Raw genomic sequence first — 17182 nt, forward strand, 5'->3', positions numbered from 1 at the left:
CTTGGTAAGCAATTCCTGAAGGATTACTTCGTGCCGTACATGCGGTCGCCCGCATCGCCGAGACCGGGCACGATATAGCCAAGCTCGTTGAGATGGCTGTCGATCGACGCGGTGTAGATGCGCACGTCCGGATGAACGCTCTGGAAGTTCTTGATGCCTTCCGGAGCTGCCAGCAGGCAAAGGAAGCGGATATTGTGAGCGCCGCGCTCCTTGAGCTTGTCGACCGCGGCAATCGAGGAATTGCCAGTCGCCAGCATGGGGTCGACGATGATGATCAGCCGCTCGGCAATGTCTTCCGGTGCCTTGAAGTAGTATTCCACGGGCTTCAGCGTTTCGTGGTCGCGGTAGACGCCGATATGCGAGACACGCGCTGAAGGCACGAGTTCGAGCATGCCTTCCAGCAGCCCGTTGCCAGCGCGCAGGATGGACGCGAACACCAGCTTCTTGCCTTCCACGATCGGCGCCTGCATTTCGACCAGCGGGGTTTCGATCGTTTCCATGGTCAGTTCGAGGTCGCGCGTCACCTCGTAGCAGAGCAGCATGGAGATTTCGCGCAGCAGACGCCGGAACCCGGCCGTCGACGTCTCCTTCTTGCGCATGATCGTCAACTTGTGCTGCACCAGCGGATGATCGATGACAGTGACGCCGTCCATGAGCTTTCCTCGTCGTTGTTTCTCTCTTCATCCGGGAAAAATCTCGGCTTCGCAAGCGTTCAGGCAGGTTTTGACACGTCTTCCCCAGTCTCGGCGTCGAACCGGGACAGCAAGCGGAAACGCGTGTCTTCATCCACGAAGGCCGCTTCCAGCGCGGTGCGGGTCATTGCATTGATCTCCGCCTCGCCAAGGCCGATAGTGCGGCAGGCGTTTTCGTATTCCCGCGCAAGCGATGTGTGGAAGAAGGGCGGGTCGTCGGAATTGAGACAGACACGCACCCCGGCCTCCTTCAGAGCCCGTAGCGGATGGCTTTCGAAATCGGGGAAGACCTTGAGCGCGATATTGGAACCAGGGCAAACCTCAAGCACGGTGCCAAGCTCGGCCAGTCGCTCCACCAGGGCCGCATCCTCGATGGCACGCACGCCATGCCCGATCCGCGAAGGGTGCACGAGGTCGAGCGCATCGGATACGCTGAAGGCACCGCAGACCTCGCCCGCATGGATGGTGAGCCCCAGCCCGGCATCTCGTGCGATGTCGAACGCGCGGGCATAGTCGGCCACACGGCCCATGCGCTCTTCGCCAGCCATGTTAAAGCCGGTGATCAGCGGATTTCTCGAACGCACGGCATAGTCCGCAGCGGCGACCACCCGGTCCGGCCCGAAATGCCGCTCGCCCGTCACGATGATGCGCGCCTCGATACCGGTGCTTTCCCGAGCCGCCTCTATGCCGTCGCAGATACCCGCAAGATAGGCATCCGCGCCGAGGCCGATGCGGTCGCCGTGATCCGGCGAGACGATGAGCTCGCTGTAGATCGTATTTGCCGCAGCAAGTTCGGCAAGATAGGTGCTGGTCAGCAGCGCGTAGTCATCCGCTGTCCGGAACAGGCTCGCCACCGCATCGTAGCAGATGATGAACTCGGAAAAGTCCGACCAGATATAGCCGCGTTCGTTCAGGATGCCGCTGATATCGACGCCATACTTCTGCGCCTGGGCGCGCGCCAGATCCGGCTGCGCAGCGCCTTCCAGATGGCAGTGGATCTCGGCCTTGAGGAGATGCGCTGTCACAGGAAGCTCCTGCCATGGGTGCCGGCCGCGATCCCCAGATGTGCCGCAATCGTTTCGCCAATATCGGCATAGGTGGACCTGAGCCCGATGTCGCGGGAGCGAATACCGGGGCCAAACGCCATGATCGGCACGCGCTCGCGCGTATGGTCCGTGCCGCGCCAGGTCGGATCGCAACCGTGATCGGCCGTCAGGATGACGAGATCGCCCGGCTCCAGGCGGCGGTGCACTTCGGGCAGGCCGAGATCGAAGGCTTCAAGTGCGGCGGCATAGCCGGGCACGTCACGGCGATGACCATAGACCATGTCGAAATCCACGAAATTGGTGAAGACGAGGTCGCCGTCTGCGGCGTCCCCCATGGCGGTCAGCGTCACCTGCATCAGGGCCTCGTTGCCACCAGCCTTGATGACCCGGCTGACACCCTGATGGGCGAAGATATCGCCGATCTTGCCGACTGCATGCACGCCGTGCCCGGCATCGACCAGACGGTCGAGCAGCGTCGGCTCCGGCGGCGGCACGGAAAAATCGCGCCGATTGCCGGTGCGCGCAAATGTTTCAGGTGTTTCGCCCAGGAAGGGCCGGGCGATGACGCGTCCGATGTTGAGCGGGTCAAGCAGGCCGCGCACCGTTTGCGAAAGCTGCATCAGACGGTCCAGCCCGAAATAGGTTTCGTGAGCGGCGATCTGGAAAACGGAATCGGTCGATGTGTAGCAGATCGGCTTCCCGCTGCGAATATGCTCGGCGCCGAGCCGCGCGATGATCTCCGTCCCCGATGCGTGGCAATTGCCGAGTATGCCGGGGATATCGCCTTCGCGGCATATGGCCTCTACAAGCTCGGGAGCAAAGGCATCGCCTTCAGCCGGGAAATAACCCCAGTCGAACAAGACGGGTGTGCCCGCGATCTCCCAATGGCCGGAAGGTGTGTCCTTGCCATGGGATATTTCGTTCGCCGCGCCATGCAGGCCGAAGATCCGCTCGGGCAGCGGCATGCCGAGGGGATAGTCGCCGCTGGCGAGCTTGGCGATCTCCAGGAGGCCGAGCGACGACATGTTGGGGAGATTGAGCGGACCCTGTCTCAGTCCAGCCCGGTCGCCCGCGCCGGCGGCGCAGAATTCGGCGATATGGCCCAGCGTGTTTGCGCCGAGATCGCCATAGTCCTCCGCATCCGAAGCGCCGCCGACGCCGAAAGAATCGAGAACGAACAAGAATGCCCGGGCCATCGGTGATCCTGAAATCTGGTTGTTGCCCGCCATGGTTCAGCGGCTGCGAACCGATCTAGATACAGCCGCGACGAGCGCTTGGCAAAGGGAAGCTCAGCAGCCGTTGCAGGTGATGCTGGAACCGACGCGTTGCCGGTAGAAATACTGCCGGCTCATGGTGATAGTCTGCATCTGGCTCGGCATAAGCCCGGGCATGACCATCAGCAGCTGATGCGTGACGGATACTTCGGCGCGCACCAGGAACGTGTCGGGGGTTCGCATGTCCGTCGGTACGTTGACGGCCGTTCCGACGGCATAGGGCCGGCCGTTCAACTGGTCCCAGGACCAGGCGACCGTCGGGTTGCCATTGGCATCGATCGTGACGCCTGTAATCTTCAGGGTGAGGTTCTTCGGCGAATAGGGCGCGAAGATGCTGTTTGCCACATCCTTCATCGTCGAAAGCACGGTCGGCGTCACGGAAGACTGCTGCGTCACCAGGTCCGCAATCGTGCTGGCGGTGCGGGTCGTGCGCTTGGAGATACTGAGCCCGATCGTGAGCTCGAAGGCGGTGATGTAGAGGCACAGCAGAAGCGGGGCGATGAGCGCGAATTCCACGCCCCCCACGCCGCGGCGGTCCGTCCACAGCGCCTTGAAACGACGAAGGATCATGCGGACCGGGCGCCGATCGCTCTTGCCCATCACGGGTAATCCTCGTTCTGGAAGGCGGCAGTTTCCACGATCAGGAAGTAGTAGGGCCGCGAGCCGTCACCCGGGCGGACATTGGTGATGTATGGCCGGATCAGGTCGGTGATGACGTCCCACTTGTAGTAGGCGCGCAGCATGTTGATGGTCTTTGGACCACCCGGCGCATACCCCATGGAAGAGGTGTCGAGTTCGCCATAGGCGGAATTGGGCGGCGTTCGGGGGACGGTGGTGGGAATGGAAGCGAAGCTGGTGAAACTCCGTACGTCGAGCCAGAGCTTGTCCGGCGTGGCGGCCTCCGAGGCGCTGCATTTGATCAGGATGGAAATTTCGTCGCAGAATTCCTGGCGGAAGGCCGTGCGGTCCTTGTCCGTGCCCGGGTTGTGAGCATAGGTAATGTTGCCGGTCCGCAGCTTGCGCGCCATGGTATCGACAGCATTGCCCACTAGCTGTTCGCCCGTATAGGCGATGAAGGTTTCAATGATCGCAAAGACGATCAGGAAATAGGGAATGGCGAGGATGGCGAATTCGATAGCCGCGGCGCCGTCCCGCGAGCGCAGGAACCGGCGCATCTGCCCGCAGCCGGTTTGGCGTGCCGGAGAGCCGTTGGACGTGTCTTGATGATCCCGGCGCATGCGGTCCTGTCTCTATGCGTTCCAGCATGGGAACCTAGAGAGGGTTTATTGAGATTCCGTTTCCGGTGCCGGGGGCAATTTAACCTTGACGTCGATAGGCCTTGGCTCTGCCTGTCAGGGCGATGGGCTGGCAGAATTGGTGAAGGTCGCGTGTTGCTCGCAATTGGGTGTGCAGGAGAGCACGGAACGCGAGGTCTGCCGGTAGACGCGGACCGTGTTGCCTTCGTCGATCGAAACAAGGATGCGCTCGTCGGCGATCGCATTGCCGTCGCTGTCGAGCAGCACGAGATTTGTCGTTCCGAAAGCGCGTCCGGTTAGAACGATGGTCGTCGGATCGGCAACCGTCGCGTCGGCGACTTCGGCATTGCCGACGATAACCTTCGCCACGGGGCGGTCCAGCTTGAGCACGCGGGCGTGGTTCATGAAGACCCGCAACAGCTGCTCGTCCGCTGCGGCCGCGGGAAGGCTTCCGCCCAGGCCCATAGCGCATAGGGTGGCGAGTGTGACGAGGAATGTGCGCAACACCATCAGGGCGGCCTTCGATCGATCATTTTTCGACAGCATGCAGCGCAATGGTGAATCAAAGCTTAAGCGCGTTGGGCTTCACAACCGGCGTCCCGTTTTGGCGCTGGCGCAATGGTCGCTTTCCGGCGTCTTGCCGGAGGTTGTCGATGGTTCCTGTCCAATGAAAGGCTGAAGAGGAAGGACTTCGAGCCCTGTTCGCCCGGAAATCCCGATAAGTATAATTGTAATATTTTACTTATAAACTTGTTTACCGAAACTAAGCTGCTGCTTTCGTTAAGATCTTGGTAACCCCTTCCGTTAAGCCACTGGCAATCCTTGCGCTGTAGATTTCGCCTCATCCGAACAGCGGAAACAGTTGTCGGGGAGTGCTGTACAACACCGTGTGGAGTAGGAGTTCCATGTCTAAGATTTTTGCTCGTTTCATTAAAGATGAGTCCGGCGCGACTGCCATTGAATATGGCCTGATCGCTGCCTTGATTTCCGTTGCCCTCATTGCTGGCGCTACCACGCTTGGGAATTCGCTGAGCAGCACATTCAATAACATCTCTACCAAGATGAACACCGCCGGCGCAGCTCATCCTTGATCCTATAGCGGCCGAATTCATACCGCGTTGAGCCGCCCGAGTGGCGGCTTTTCGTTTGAGGACAAGAAATGTCCTGAGGGCTTAACTAATGGCCGATTTTGTCATTGCTGGACTGATCTTGACGGTTCTGCCTCTTGCGTTGGCCGTGGCCGCGATCAGCGACCTGTTCACGATGATCATTCCGAACCGCGTTTCGGCCGTGATCGTCATCGCTTTCCTGCTGCTTGCACCCCTTTCCGGTCTTGCCTGGTCTGCAATCGGGATGAATATCGTCGCTGGCCTTATCGTCTTTTCCGTCTGCTTTGCGCTTTTCGCCTTCAACATCATGGGTGGCGGCGATGCGAAACTCATGACCGCGGCGGCGCTCTGGTTCGGCTTCGACCATTCGCTGCTCGTGTTCCTGGTCGCGATCGCCTTTGTCGGCGGCGGCTTGACTTTGCTGTTCCTGTTTTTGCGCGCGCAGGCTTTCACGGTGATGGCCATGGGCATTCCGTTGCCTGCCTCCGTTGTGAGCGAAAAGAAGATCCCCTACGCCATCGCCATCGCCATTGGCGGCTTCCTCAGCTTCCAGGACGCGCCGATCGTCGGGCTTGCCATGCAGATGCTGAGTTGATCAGATCTGGCAAGATGCGCAGCGGAAAGTAACGTTTCGTTAACCAGAAACGTAAGCAGGTTATTAACCTTAATTACACCTTTGCAGCCCATCCTTCGGAGAGACTAGAATCCTCCGGGGAAGGTAATGAAACCCGCTCGCATAATCATCCTCGCAGTCGCTGTGGTGGCAGCCGGCCTTGCCGGCCTGCTGGCGATGCGCATTTCCGGGGTCAAAGCCCCGGGCGTGGTGGAAACCATTGTCGAGAAAGAGGCGACGGTAAAGGTCCTGGTGTCCGCCGAGAGCCTTCCTGTCGGCAGCCGCCTCAACGACAAGTCCGTCGAATGGATGGAGTGGCCGAAGGGCGGCATAGCCGAAGGTTTCATCACCAATGACGCCCGCCCGGAGGCCGTCCAGCAGCTGGCCGGCTCGATCGTGCGCATGCCGATCTTCAAGGGCGAACCGATCCGGGCCGAAAAGATCGCGGACTCATCCAGCCGCATCATGTCTTCCCTGCTGCCATCCGGCAAGCGCGCCGTCGCGACGGAAATCTCCGTTGCAACCGGCGCCGGCGGCTTCGTGCTACCGAACGATCGGGTCGATGTGATCATGGTGCGCGACCCCAAGGATGGCAGCAATCCCCTTACCGAAAACGTCTTGAACAACGTGCGGGTGCTGGCGATCGACCAGCAGATCCAGGAAGCGGCAGACGGAAGCAAGTCGGTCGTAGGCACGACTGCCACGCTCGAACTCACGCCGGACCAAGCCAAGGTCATAACCGTCGCCCAGCAGATGGCGCAACGCCTGACGCTGGCGCTGCGCTCCGTGGCCGACGCGCAGGAGCCGGACACGGTATCGGCGGACTATCTGCTTCACGGCGGCGGCAAGGGAGAAGTCCAAGTCATCAAATCAGGATCGATCGTCAAGGGCACGACGACACTGCAGGCGAAGTGAACGGAGCGGCCAGGTGATCAGTCTTAATATGAGATTTCGCAGCTTTGCCGCGCTCGGCATGGGTTTCTGCCTCGCCATCTCGGGCGTGCCCGGGCCGATCTCGCCATTGGGTACGGGCGTCTCCGACGCCATGGCGGGCGATGCCAGCCTGATCCGCATCACCGAGGGCGGTCCAGGCGTCAAGAAGCGCCTCAATCTCGGGCTCAACAAGGCCCTGGTGGTCGATCTGCCGGCAGATGCGCATGACATCCTGGTGGCCGATCCCGGCATGGCAGACGCCGTGACGCGTACATCGCGACGCATCTACCTCTTCGGCAAAACGGTCGGACAGACCAATATCTTCGTCTTCGGTGCCAATGGCGAGGAGATCGTCAGCCTCGACGTGCAGATCGAGCGCGACATTTCCGGCCTGCAGGACAATCTGCGGCGGTTTCTGCCTGAGTCCGATATCAAGGTCGAGATCATCTCGGATAACATCGTCCTGTCCGGCACGGTGCGGACACCCCAGGATTCGACCCAGGCCGAGAAACTGGCCAAGGCCTTCCTGAAGGGCGGCGAGGCGACGACCCGCAATATTACCGCCCAGGGCAACAATGGCGATGCCGATATTTTCGCCGAAAACCGCCAGACTTCTCAGATCGTCAACCTGTTGACGATCGAAGGCGAGGATCAGGTGACGCTGAAGGTGACGGTCGCAGAAGTCAGCCGCCAGGTCATGAAGCAGCTCGGCTTCAATGGCTCGATCAGCGGCAGCAAGGGTGCTCTTTCCTTCTCCAACCCGGCGAACCTCGGCAATGCCATCGGCGCGTTCGGAACCGGCAGCCTGGCCGGGTCCATCGGCGCAACGAGCATCGCCAGCTATATGAATGCGATGGAGCAGGCGGGCGTGATGCGGACCCTTGCGGAGCCTAGCCTCACCGCCATCTCCGGCCAGCAGGCCAAGTTCTACGTGGGCGGCGAATACCGGCTTCCGGCGGAGCAGGAAGTGCAATTCGACGAGGATACCGGAAGGCCGTCCGTGACCCGCACCGTCAGCTCGGTCGATTACGGCATCCAGCTGAATTTCAAGCCGGTAGTGCTTTCTGCCGGGCGCATCAGCCTCAATATCGAGACCAATGTTTCCGAGCCCACATCGGAAGGGTCGGTGGTCACCGGCAATGGCAGCAGCACGCAAATTCCGGGCAGCACTTACCTGTCGATCCGCAAGCGCGAAGCTTCGACCACGGTCGAACTGCCCTCCGGCGGCTCCATCGTCATCGCCGGTCTCGTGCAGGATAATGTTCGCCAGGCCATGTCCGGACTTCCGGGCATTTCCAAGGTTCCGGTCTTCGGCACGCTCTTCCGCAGCAAGGATTTCGTGCGCAACGAGACGGAACTGGTGATCATCGCGACACCCTACCTCGTGCGCCCCGTGGCCCGCAGCGAAATCGCCCGTCCGGACGACAACTTCAATCCGGAGAACGATGGCGCAACCTTCTTCCTCAATCGCGTCAACAAGATCTACGGCCGCAAGGAGTCCGTCGCAACCGGGCAATATCACGGCGCCGTCGGCTTCATCTACAAGTGAGGAGAGGGCGATGAGCACCGTTACCAAGCCAACCACCATTCGCGAAGGCAGCCCTCCCATGCAGCAGGACAAGCACCGCCTCATGCCCAGAACCATGGCGACGCTCGCCCTCGTCGCCGCATGCGCCGGCATGCTGGCTTCCTGCGGCAGCCAAATGACCACCGGCGCCATACCGGACGATTACCGCACCCGCCATCCGATCGTGCTGGCCGAGGGCGAAAGCACCCTCGACGTGCCCGTCGCATCCGGCGATGTGCGGCTTTCCATAGGGCTGAAGGACATGGTGCGCGGCTTCGCGCAGAAATTCGTCGCCTCGCCGGCCGGCGTCATCCAGGTGCAGGTGCCGCATGGCTCCTACAATGCGGGTGCCGCCTCAAGGCTTGCCGGCGATGTCCGCCGCACGCTGACCCAGACCGGCATAAGCTCGCAGCGCATCCTGATGAGCAGCTATGCTGCCATGCCCAATGGCGACGCAGCCCCGATCCGGCTGTCCTATGTGACGACCAAGGCCATGACCAGCCAGTGCGGCAACTGGCCTGAGGACCTTTCCGACAACACGACGGCAAACAGGAACTGGTACAATTTCGGCTGTGCCAGCCAGAACAACCTGGCTGCCCAGATCGCCAATCCTTCGGATCTGATTGCCCCCCGGGCCATGACGCCGATCGATGCGGCACAGCGTGGGCAGGTCATCAGCGACTACCGCGGCGAAAAAAGCGGCACGACGATCACGATCAACAGCAATTAACGAGTTCAGGCGATGAGCGCGATCACTTACGACATCCGCATGTCCGGCAATGGCGAGGCCTTTGGCGAAGAGGCCGACCAGGTTGTCGAGATGGAATCGCTGCGCCCTTTGCCACGCATCTCTATTCATGCCTTCTGCGAAAGCGAGGCGATGCAGAGGGTGATGGAGCGCGTGGCGCGCGATCGCCGCCTGGCCAAAGTCAACCTGCGCGTGACCAGCGGCAATGTTGCCGCGGCCGCAAACATGTTCGGGTCCACGCCGACACCCAACCTCATCATCCTCGAAACGGATGCCGAGCCGAAGAACATGCTGAGCGAACTGGCACCCCTGGCGGAGGTCTGCGACCCTTCGACCAGGGTGATCGTTATCGGCCGCTACAACGACATCGCGCTCTATCGCGAGCTGATCCGCAACGGTATTTCGGAGTACCTCGTCGGTCCCGTTCCGATGGCGGACCTTCTTGCCTCGATTTCCTCCATCTTCGTCGATCCGGATGCGGAGCCGCTTGGCCGGTCGATTGCGGTCATCGGCGCCAAGGGCGGTGTCGGTTCTTCCACCATCGCGCATAACTGTGCCTTCGGCATCTCGACGCTTTTTGCCACGGAAACCATCCTGGCCGATCTGGACCTGCCATTCGGCACCGCCAATATCGATTTCGACCAGGATCCGGCCCAGGGTATTGCCGAAGCCGTCTTTGCCCCGGAGCGGCTGGATGAAGTATTCCTCGACCGTCTGCTGACGAAATGTTCGCAGCACTTGTCACTGCTTGCCGCGCCCTCCATGCTCGACCGCGCCTATGACTTCGAAAGCGGTGCATTCCTGCCGATCATCGAGATCTTGCAGCGCAGCGCCCCGGTTGCCGTTCTCGACCTGCCGCATGTCTGGACGGAATGGACGCGCTCGGTGCTGGCGGATGTCGATGAAGTGGTCATCTGCGCGGTCCCGGACCTTGCCAACCTGCGCAACACCAAGAACATGATCGATGCGCTGAAGAAGCTTCGGCCCAACGACCGTCCGCCGCATCTGATCCTCAACCAGGTCGGCATGCCGAAGCGCCCGGAAATTGCACCTTCGGATTTCATAGAGCCGCTGGAGATCGAGCCGATCGCGATCCTGCCTTTCGATGCCCAGCTTTTCGGCAATGCCGCCAATAGCGGCCGGATGATCTCCGAGATCGATGCAAAATCGGCCGCCGCCGAAACGTTTGCGCAGATCGCCCATATCGTCACCGGCAGGGTGGCGCTCAAGAAGGTCAAGAAGGGCGGCCTCGGCAAAATGCTCGGCATGCTGGGACGCAAGTAAGGCCAAGGCCGATCAGGACTGGAATTGAGCATGTTTGGTAAACGCGGAAACGAAGGATTTGGACGCGGCGGAGGCATTGCTGCCCCACCCCCGGCTGCCTTGTCCCAACCGGGCACCACGGCGGCGAAGCCGACCGCTCCGGAAGTCTTTGCCGAACCCCTGCGTGACATGGCGACCAACCGCCAGCCCATGACGCCGCCGCCGATCGCGCCGGCTGCCGCTGGCCGCAAGCGAGCCCAGCGCACGGAGCAGTATTACGACACCAAGAGCCAGGTCTTCTCGGCATTGATCGATACGATCGACCTGTCGCAATTGGCAAAGCTCGATGGCGAAAGTGCGCGCGAGGAAATCCGCGACATCGTCAACGACATCATCACCATCAAGAACTTCGCAATGTCCATCTCCGAGCAGGAGGAACTGCTCGAGGACATCTGCAACGACGTCCTCGGCTATGGCCCGCTCGAACCGCTGCTGGCCCGCGACGATATTGCCGACATCATGGTCAACGGCGCCGGCCAGACCTTCATCGAAGTGGCCGGTAAGACGATCGAATCGGAAATCCGCTTCCGCGACAACGCCCAGCTTCTGTCCATCTGCCAGCGGATCGTCAGCCAGGTCGGCCGCCGGGTCGACGAATCCTCGCCGATCTGCGATGCGCGCCTGCCCGATGGCTCCCGCGTCAACGTCATCGCACCACCGCTCGCGCTCGACGGGCCGGCGCTCACCATCCGCAAGTTCAAGAAAGACAAGCTGACGCTTGAGCAGCTGGTCAAGTTCGGCGCGATCACGCCGGAAGGTGCGGTCCTCCTGCAGATCATCGGCCGCGTTCGCTGCAATGTCGTCATTTCCGGCGGTACGGGCTCGGGCAAGACGACGCTTCTCAACTGCCTGACGCGGTATATCGATCTCGACGAGCGCGTCATCACCTGCGAGGACACGGCCGAACTGCAGCTTCAGCAGCCGCATGTGGTTCGCCTGGAAACACGTCCGCCAAACATTGAGGGCGAGGGCGAGATTACCATGCGCGATCTCGTCAAGAACTGCCTGCGTATGCGCCCGGAACGGATCATCGTCGGCGAAGTGCGCGGACCGGAGGTCTTCGATCTTCTGCAGGCCATGAACACCGGCCATGACGGCTCCATGGGCACGATCCACGCCAATACCCCGCGCGAATGCCTCAGCCGTATGGAATCGATGATCGCCATGGGTGGCTTCACGCTTCCGGCCAAGACGGTGCGTGAAATCATTACCGGCTCGATCGACGTGATCATCCAGGCGGCACGTCTGCGAGACGGCTCGCGCCGCATCATCCAGATCACCGAGGTGATCGGCATGGAAGGCGACGTGATCGTGACACAGGATCTGATGCGTTACGAGATCGAGGGCGAGGATGCGAACGGCAAGCTGATCGGCCGCCATGTGGCTACCGGCATCGCCAAGCCGCATTTCTGGGATCGCGCACGTTATTTCAATGAGGAACGGCGGCTGGCCGCCGCCATCGATGCAATGGAAATCGGCAAGAGCTGAGGCTCGGGAGCAACCAATCCATGTTCGGGCTGGACATCAACATCGTGGCGATCATCGCGCTTGCGGCCGTGTCTGCCGGTGCGATCTGCTACGGCTTCCTGTTTACCCGCATCGAGGTGGAGAAGAAGTCGGACGTCCGTCTCGGCCGCATCAAGACGGCCGAGAACGATCGCGAGCGGGTGAAGGCGGCGCGCGACCGTGTCCAGGAACTCTCGAAGCGTCGCAAGTCGATGCAGGACTCCTTGAAGGAGCTCGAAAAGAAGCAGGAAGAAAAAAACAGGAAGATGGGCGACGGCAGCCTGAAGTCGCGCCTTGGCCAGACCGGCATGGCCCTGACGCTTGCAAAGTTCTACATCGGCAGCGGTACACTCGGCTTTTTCGTATTCTTCGTCGCGCTGATTGCAGGCATCCCCATGCTTGCCGCGACCGGCGCCGCTTTCGTGGCGGGCCTCGGCCTGCCGCGCTGGATCGTCGGGTTCCTGATCAAACGGCGGCAGAAGAGATTCCTGGCGGAGTTCCCGAACGCTCTTGACGTGATAGTTCGCTCCATCAAGTCGGGCCTTCCGCTCAACGACGCGATGCGGCTGATCGCCTCCGATGGTCAGGAGCCGGTAAAAACGGAGTTTCGGCGAGTGATCGAATCGCAGCAGGTAGGCCTGAGCATACCGGAAGCCTGCGTGCGGATGATGCAGACCATGCCGCTGTCGGAAGTCAACTTCTTCTCCATCGTCATCACCATCCAGAACCAGGCCGGCGGCAACCTGTCCGAGGCCCTGGGAAATCTCTCCAAGGTGCTGCGCGACCGCAAGAAGATGAAGGCCAAGGTCAATGCTCTGTCCATGGAAGCCAAGGCCTCGGCCGTCATCATCGGCGCTCTGCCCTTCATCGTCTCGCTGCTGGTCTACCTGACGTCGCCGCAATACATGGCAGTCCTCTTCACCGATTCGCGGGGCCATTTCATCCTGGTAGCCTCCGGCATCTGGATGTCGATCGGCATTGTAGTCATGCGCAACATGATCAACTTCGACATCTGAAGAGGAGAGGTCATGAAGGAACTTGCCGCAACCCTGACCGAACCCAGCACGCTCTTTGCCATGCTCGTGGCGATCGCCGTCTTTGCCACCTTCTATACGCTGGCCAGCCCCTTCTTCGAGAAGGGCGACCTTGGCAAGCGCATGAAGGCGGTTTCCACCGAACGCGAACTCATCAGGGCGCGGGAGCGGGCGCGCATGAACGCCGATCAGTCGAAGGCAAGCCTGCGCAATCAGAACAACCAGTCGGTCCGGCAGATTGTCGACAGGTTCAACCTGCGCAAGGCGCTTGTGGACGAGAACACCATGAACCGGTTGCGGGCGGCCGGCCTGCGCACGCAAAACGCCCTCAACATCTTCCTGGTGGCGCGCTTCCTTCTGCCGTTCATTTTCCTGGCTGCGGCAGTGTTCTGGATCTTCGTGCTCGGAAACATGGCGACCCGTCCGCTACCGCTGCGTATGCTGGCTGCAATCGGTTTTGCCTATCTCGGCTTCTATGCGCCCAATATTTATGTCTCTAACCGTATCAAAAAGCGCCAGCTATCGATCAAGAGGGCCTGGCCGGATGCGCTCGACCTGATGCTGATCTGCGTGGAATCAGGTATCTCCGTCGAAGCTGCCATGCGCCGCGCCGCCGAGGAAATAGGCACCCAGTCGCCCGAACTTGCCGAGGAACTGGCGCTGACGACAGCGGAACTTTCCTTTCTTCAGGACCGGCGCACGGCGTTCGAAAACCTCGGTATCCGCACCCAGCTCGACATGGTGAAGGCCGTGGCCCAATCGCTCATCCAGGCGGAACGATACGGCACGCCGGTCGCTCAGGCTCTCCGCGTCCTCGCGCAGGAAGGGCGCGATGAGCGCATGAACGAGGCGGAAAAGAAGGCGGCGGCCCTTCCTCCGAAGTTGACCGTTCCCATGATCCTGTTTTTCCTGCCCGTGCTGATCGCGGTCATTCTCGGGCCGGCCGGCATCCAGGTCGCAGACCGCTTCTGACGAGATTGCGTCAGCTCTCTTCGATCCCCAGAACCTCTTCCAGCCGCAGCCAGGTGCGGTCCATGGCATAGGCCCGCAGGAAGGGCAGGTTGACATGGCCATAGAGCGGCGACAGCTGCCATTCGGCCGTCTCCTCGTTTACGCCGGCGACCTGCTGCAGGTAGATGACGGAGGCAAGGCCGGTCCGATCGGCACCGGCGCGGCAGTGGATCAGCACCGGCTTTGGGGCATCCTTCAGGAGCGCGACCAGGTTCTCGCTCTCCTGCGCGGAGAGCTGGCGGGTGGCGGACATCTGGAAATCGACATGCTGCACGGAAAGCTTCGAAGTGGTTGCCACCTCATCGCGATACCATTTCCGTTCGCTTGGCCCACGCAGGTTGATGACCGTCTTGATGCCGTAGCGCTGAATGTAATTGGCCAGCTCGTTCGGCGTCGGCTGTGCAGAACGGTAGAGTTGTCCCGGCAGGATTTCGTGGAAATTGCCGCTGACCTGCAGGAAGGCAAGATAGAGGCCGAGCCCAAGGATCGGGCTTGCGATGGCAATGCCCATCCACGTCAAGAGCTTGCGCATGATTCGAGAGTTCCTTGCCCGCCATGGGTTCGCCGTCCTATGGACGCCCAAGCTGAAAAGAAACTGAAGGATGCGACAGGCGCCGGAAATTAGCTCGTGGCGGTGTCAGTTCGTGGAAGGCTTGGGCGTGGAATCCTGTGCGGCCAGTTTGCTCCAGGAATTCTGTTGCGAAAGCATGGAGCGCAGATAGGTGACATTGGCGTCCGCCTGCTGCTGCGAGAGCTCCTTGCGGGCGATATCCTCGGCTTCCGAGAAGCGGCCCTGCAAGCCGACCACGAGGGCAAGATTCTGGCGGACGCGGCTGTCGGCGCTGGCTTGCGTGGCGGCGTTGCGCATATAGCCCTCGGCGGTCTTCAGGTCGCCGGAAAGCACATAGGACATGCCCAGATTGGACATCACGCTCGGCTCCCCCGGTTGGGCTTCCAGCGCCTGCCGATATTTCGCCCGCGCCTCCTGGGTGCGGCCCATCTGGTCGAGGACGGCGCCCTGCGCCGAATAAAGCCGCCAGTCGGGATGGTCGGGCGTCTGGGCCCGGTCGATGGTGGCGAGCGCCTGTTCGAGTTGGCCAGCCGCGGCTTGCGCCTTGCCGTAGGCGGCCAGAACCTCGCGGTCTGCCGGATGGGCAATGGCGACCTGCTGCATAACCGCGAGCGCTTGGCTGTTCTTGCCCGTCATGCTGAGAATGCTGGCATAGCGCAGGCCGATATCCCGGCTCTTCGGTTCGCGCACATAGGCGGCTCCGAGCGATTTTTCCGTATCGGCAAGCTGTGTTGCCGTCATCGTATCCAGCGAGCCTGACGAGACCCGCATCGGGATCGAGCCTGTGGTCACGGCGTCCCGCTTCGTAGCTGCGCATCCGGCTATGGAAGCGAGGAGCAGCGAGAGGAAGGCAGCCCGAACGAGGCGAGGTCCGGAGCGCGAGAAGTGAGCGGCGGAAGCGGTCATGGGTGGCGGTCTCTTGGGGGTCGGGCCGGTCCGCCAGGCTCTTCCGACCCGGCATACGGTGCATCGCGCATTTCCACTTCAGCAATAAACTGTTAACCCTAACAGACCGTTAAAACCAACGATTCCCTAAGCTTGAGAAGCTGTCATGACCCCTTACCAGTACCTGCCGCGCGCCTCTGTCTTTGCTGTCGAACACGCCGTTACCAGGCCCGTTTATGCCGTCACGCCAGCGGATCTGGACGATGGTCTTCTCGATCCGGTAGCGCTCGCCTGGGCAAAGGCCGCAGGCTATAAGGCCGAGGCTGGAAGCCTGCTGCTTGTGCCAGGCCAAGGGTCCGGGGCGGGAGAGGTGGTCGCCGCCCTCTTCGGGCTTGGCAGCGAGCCCACCGACGCTCCCTTCGCAACCGGACGCTTGTCCAGGCTCCTGCCGGCCGGCGACTGGCATCTGGAGACAAAAGGCCTGGATGCACGGCATCTGGCTCTCGGTTTCGGTCTCGGCAGCTATCGCTTCGAGCGTTACAAGTCGGAAAAGCAGCGCGATGTACGCCTCGCTATTCCTTCCGGAGCCGACCGGGCCGAGCTTGAGCGGCAGCTTGCCGCCGTCTTCCTGGCGCGCGATCTCATCAATACTCCCACCAACGACATGGGTCCGCCCGAGCTTGAAGCGGCCTTCCGCGGCTTGGGCGAGCATTACGGCGCGACTGTCACCTCCATCGTCGGCAACGATCTGCTGGAACGCAACTTCCCACTCATCCACACGGTCGGACGTGCGAGCGCGAGCGCTCCCCGGCTCCTGGAGCTGCGCTGGGGGCAGAAGGGCCATCCGCGCGTTACGCTTGTCGGCAAGGGCGTCTGCTTCGATACGGGCGGCCTCGACATCAAGGGCGCCGCCAACATGGCCCTGATGAAGAAGGACATGGGCGGCGCTGCAAACGTCATGGGGCTGGCGCTGATGATCATGGATGCGGGCCTTGCGATCGATCTGCAGGTTCTTGTGCCGGCCGTCGAAAATTCCATCTCCGACAGTGCTTTCCGGCCGGGCGATATCTATCGCAGCCGCAAGGGCCTGACCGTGCAGATAGATAATACCGACGCTGAAGGGCGGTTGGTTCTCGCCGATGCGTTGGCCTATGCGGACGAGACGCCGCCCGATCTGATGATCGACATGGCCACACTGACGGGCGCGGCGCGTGTTGCCGTCGGAACCGAGCTTGCCCCCTATTTCACTGATGACGAGGATCTGTCTGCCAAATTTATGCAGGCGGCAAAGAGCGAGGCCGATCCCCTTTGGCGCCTTCCCCTGTGGATGGGCTATGACAAGGACATCCGCTCAAAGGCGGCCGACATCACTAACTCGCCCTCCGGCGGCATGGCAGGCTCCATCACGGCAGCGCTTTTCCTCAAGCGCTTCGTCACGGCAACGAAGAGCTGGGCTCACTTCGACATCTATGGCTGGGTGCTGGCGGAGAAACCCCATGCGCCGGTCGGAGGCGAGGCTTTCGCCATCCGCGCGCTCTACCGGACCATCCAAAGCATGGCCCGGAAGTGAGCCGGTGAAGTAAACCGGTAAGAACTCGGGTTTAAGTTCAGTCA

General features: G+C 61.4%; 18 protein-coding genes. 10 read left to right on the forward strand and 8 right to left on the reverse strand.

The window, feature by feature from the left end; genetic code table 11:
• Positions 1-23 precede the first annotated feature (23 nt).
• The 6 genes from upp to EPK99_RS13345 form a co-directional block, all read right to left on the reverse strand.
• Complete coding sequence (gene upp, locus EPK99_RS13320) at positions 24-653, reverse strand: uracil phosphoribosyltransferase (RefSeq protein ID WP_128443577.1); 630 nt, start codon at positions 651-653, stop codon at positions 24-26.
• Between the two features lie 59 nt (positions 654-712).
• On the reverse strand, positions 713-1717 hold the full coding sequence (locus EPK99_RS13325) for an adenosine deaminase (protein WP_128443578.1): 1005 nt from the start codon (positions 1715-1717) through the stop codon (positions 713-715).
• Positions 1714-2934 carry a phosphopentomutase gene (locus EPK99_RS13330; protein ID WP_128443579.1) on the reverse strand — a complete coding sequence of 407 codons (1221 nt, stop codon included), beginning with the start codon at positions 2932-2934 and terminating at the stop codon, positions 1714-1716. The genes EPK99_RS13325 and EPK99_RS13330 overlap by 4 nt, the downstream gene beginning before the upstream one ends.
• Before the next feature lie 93 nt (positions 2935-3027).
• Positions 3028-3612 carry a TadE/TadG family type IV pilus assembly protein gene (locus EPK99_RS13335; protein WP_425374201.1) on the reverse strand — a complete coding sequence of 195 codons (585 nt, stop codon included), beginning with the start codon at positions 3610-3612 and terminating at the stop codon, positions 3028-3030.
• On the reverse strand, positions 3612-4250 hold the full coding sequence (locus EPK99_RS13340; RefSeq protein WP_128443580.1) for a TadE/TadG family type IV pilus assembly protein: 639 nt from the start codon (positions 4248-4250) through the stop codon (positions 3612-3614). The genes EPK99_RS13335 and EPK99_RS13340 overlap by 1 nt, the downstream gene beginning before the upstream one ends.
• Before the next feature lie 114 nt (positions 4251-4364).
• On the reverse strand, positions 4365-4733 hold the full coding sequence (locus EPK99_RS13345; RefSeq protein ID WP_245582455.1) for a pilus assembly protein N-terminal domain-containing protein: 369 nt from the start codon (positions 4731-4733) through the stop codon (positions 4365-4367).
• A gap of 440 nt (positions 4734-5173) precedes the next feature.
• On the opposite strand from EPK99_RS13345, the gene EPK99_RS13350 reads away from it, so the two are divergent.
• The 9 genes from EPK99_RS13350 to EPK99_RS13390 all read left to right on the forward strand — a co-directional run bounded on the left by EPK99_RS13350 (position 5174) and on the right by EPK99_RS13390 (position 14073).
• A complete protein-coding gene (locus EPK99_RS13350) occupies positions 5174-5359 on the forward strand; it encodes a Flp family type IVb pilin (protein WP_128443582.1) in 186 nt (61 codons plus the stop codon).
• An 88-nt stretch (positions 5360-5447) separates the two neighbouring features.
• Positions 5448-5972 (forward strand): A24 family peptidase, encoded by a 525-nt coding sequence (locus tag EPK99_RS13355; protein WP_128443583.1) that lies wholly within the window; start codon positions 5448-5450, stop codon positions 5970-5972.
• A gap of 126 nt (positions 5973-6098) precedes the next feature.
• Positions 6099-6905 (forward strand): Flp pilus assembly protein CpaB, encoded by an 807-nt coding sequence (cpaB, locus tag EPK99_RS13360; protein WP_128443584.1) that lies wholly within the window; start codon positions 6099-6101, stop codon positions 6903-6905.
• Between the two features lie 28 nt (positions 6906-6933).
• The gene (locus EPK99_RS13365) at positions 6934-8472 is read left to right on the forward strand and encodes a type II and III secretion system protein family protein (protein ID WP_128444225.1); all 1539 of its coding nucleotides are present in this window, start codon (positions 6934-6936) and stop codon (positions 8470-8472) included.
• Between the two features lie 58 nt (positions 8473-8530).
• Entirely contained in the window at positions 8531-9220 is a 690-nt protein-coding gene (locus tag EPK99_RS13370; RefSeq protein WP_128444226.1) for a CpaD family pilus assembly protein, read from the forward strand.
• A gap of 12 nt (positions 9221-9232) precedes the next feature.
• Positions 9233-10522, forward strand: a complete 1290-nt coding sequence (locus EPK99_RS13375; RefSeq protein WP_128443585.1) for a CpaE/TadZ family protein — start codon at positions 9233-9235, stop codon at positions 10520-10522.
• Positions 10523-10552: 30 nt separating this feature from the next.
• Positions 10553-12049 (forward strand): TadA family conjugal transfer-associated ATPase, encoded by a 1497-nt coding sequence (locus EPK99_RS13380; protein WP_128443586.1) that lies wholly within the window; start codon positions 10553-10555, stop codon positions 12047-12049.
• A 20-nt stretch (positions 12050-12069) separates the two neighbouring features.
• A complete protein-coding gene (locus EPK99_RS13385) occupies positions 12070-13083 on the forward strand; it encodes a type II secretion system F family protein (RefSeq protein WP_128443587.1) in 1014 nt (337 codons plus the stop codon).
• A gap of 12 nt (positions 13084-13095) precedes the next feature.
• Complete coding sequence (locus EPK99_RS13390; RefSeq protein ID WP_128443588.1) at positions 13096-14073, forward strand: type II secretion system F family protein; 978 nt, start codon at positions 13096-13098, stop codon at positions 14071-14073.
• A 10-nt stretch (positions 14074-14083) separates the two neighbouring features.
• Here the strand turns inward: EPK99_RS13390 and EPK99_RS13395 are convergent, their stop codons facing one another.
• The gene (locus EPK99_RS13395; protein WP_128443589.1) at positions 14084-14644 is read right to left on the reverse strand and encodes a dual specificity protein phosphatase family protein; all 561 of its coding nucleotides are present in this window, start codon (positions 14642-14644) and stop codon (positions 14084-14086) included.
• 105 nt (positions 14645-14749) lie between these two features.
• Entirely contained in the window at positions 14750-15589 is an 840-nt protein-coding gene (locus EPK99_RS13400) for a tetratricopeptide repeat protein (protein ID WP_128443590.1), read from the reverse strand.
• A gap of 145 nt (positions 15590-15734) precedes the next feature.
• Here EPK99_RS13400 and EPK99_RS13405 point away from each other — a divergent pair, with 145 nt between their 5' ends.
• The gene (locus EPK99_RS13405; RefSeq protein ID WP_128443591.1) at positions 15735-17138 is read left to right on the forward strand and encodes a leucyl aminopeptidase family protein; all 1404 of its coding nucleotides are present in this window, start codon (positions 15735-15737) and stop codon (positions 17136-17138) included.
• The last annotated feature ends 44 nt before the right edge of the window (positions 17139-17182 follow it).

The organism is Neorhizobium lilium (assembly GCF_004053875.1).
In the GTDB taxonomy this organism is placed as follows: Bacteria; Pseudomonadota; Alphaproteobacteria; order Rhizobiales; family Rhizobiaceae; genus Neorhizobium; species Neorhizobium lilii.

What these genes read in the sequence shown, in the direction of transcription:
- EPK99_RS13365 (WP_128444225.1), top strand. Translation starts at nt 6,934, where the DNA reads ATGAGATTTCGCAGCTTTGCCGCGCTCGGCATGGGTTTCTGCCTCGCC.
- EPK99_RS13355 (WP_128443583.1), top strand. Translation starts at nt 5,448, where the DNA reads ATGGCCGATTTTGTCATTGCTGGACTGATCTTGACGGTTCTGCCTCTT.
- EPK99_RS13335 (WP_425374201.1), bottom strand. Translation starts at nt 3,612, where the DNA reads ATGGGCAAGAGCGATCGGCGCCCGGTCCGCATGATCCTTCGTCGTTTC.
- upp (WP_128443577.1), bottom strand. Translation starts at nt 653, where the DNA reads ATGGACGGCGTCACTGTCATCGATCATCCGCTGGTGCAGCACAAGTTG.
- EPK99_RS13380 (WP_128443586.1), top strand. Translation starts at nt 10,553, where the DNA reads ATGTTTGGTAAACGCGGAAACGAAGGATTTGGACGCGGCGGAGGCATT.
- EPK99_RS13395 (WP_128443589.1), bottom strand. Translation starts at nt 14,644, where the DNA reads ATGCGCAAGCTCTTGACGTGGATGGGCATTGCCATCGCAAGCCCGATC.
- EPK99_RS13350 (WP_128443582.1), top strand. Translation starts at nt 5,174, where the DNA reads ATGTCTAAGATTTTTGCTCGTTTCATTAAAGATGAGTCCGGCGCGACT.
- EPK99_RS13330 (WP_128443579.1), bottom strand. Translation starts at nt 2,934, where the DNA reads ATGGCCCGGGCATTCTTGTTCGTTCTCGATTCTTTCGGCGTCGGCGGC.
- EPK99_RS13390 (WP_128443588.1), top strand. Translation starts at nt 13,096, where the DNA reads ATGAAGGAACTTGCCGCAACCCTGACCGAACCCAGCACGCTCTTTGCC.
- EPK99_RS13400 (WP_128443590.1), bottom strand. Translation starts at nt 15,589, where the DNA reads ATGACCGCTTCCGCCGCTCACTTCTCGCGCTCCGGACCTCGCCTCGTT.
- EPK99_RS13385 (WP_128443587.1), top strand. Translation starts at nt 12,070, where the DNA reads ATGTTCGGGCTGGACATCAACATCGTGGCGATCATCGCGCTTGCGGCC.
- cpaB (WP_128443584.1), top strand. Translation starts at nt 6,099, where the DNA reads ATGAAACCCGCTCGCATAATCATCCTCGCAGTCGCTGTGGTGGCAGCC.
- EPK99_RS13370 (WP_128444226.1), top strand. Translation starts at nt 8,531, where the DNA reads ATGCAGCAGGACAAGCACCGCCTCATGCCCAGAACCATGGCGACGCTC.
- EPK99_RS13405 (WP_128443591.1), top strand. Translation starts at nt 15,735, where the DNA reads ATGACCCCTTACCAGTACCTGCCGCGCGCCTCTGTCTTTGCTGTCGAA.
- EPK99_RS13340 (WP_128443580.1), bottom strand. Translation starts at nt 4,250, where the DNA reads ATGCGCCGGGATCATCAAGACACGTCCAACGGCTCTCCGGCACGCCAA.
- EPK99_RS13375 (WP_128443585.1), top strand. Translation starts at nt 9,233, where the DNA reads ATGAGCGCGATCACTTACGACATCCGCATGTCCGGCAATGGCGAGGCC.
- EPK99_RS13345 (WP_245582455.1), bottom strand. Translation starts at nt 4,733, where the DNA reads ATGGGCCTGGGCGGAAGCCTTCCCGCGGCCGCAGCGGACGAGCAGCTG.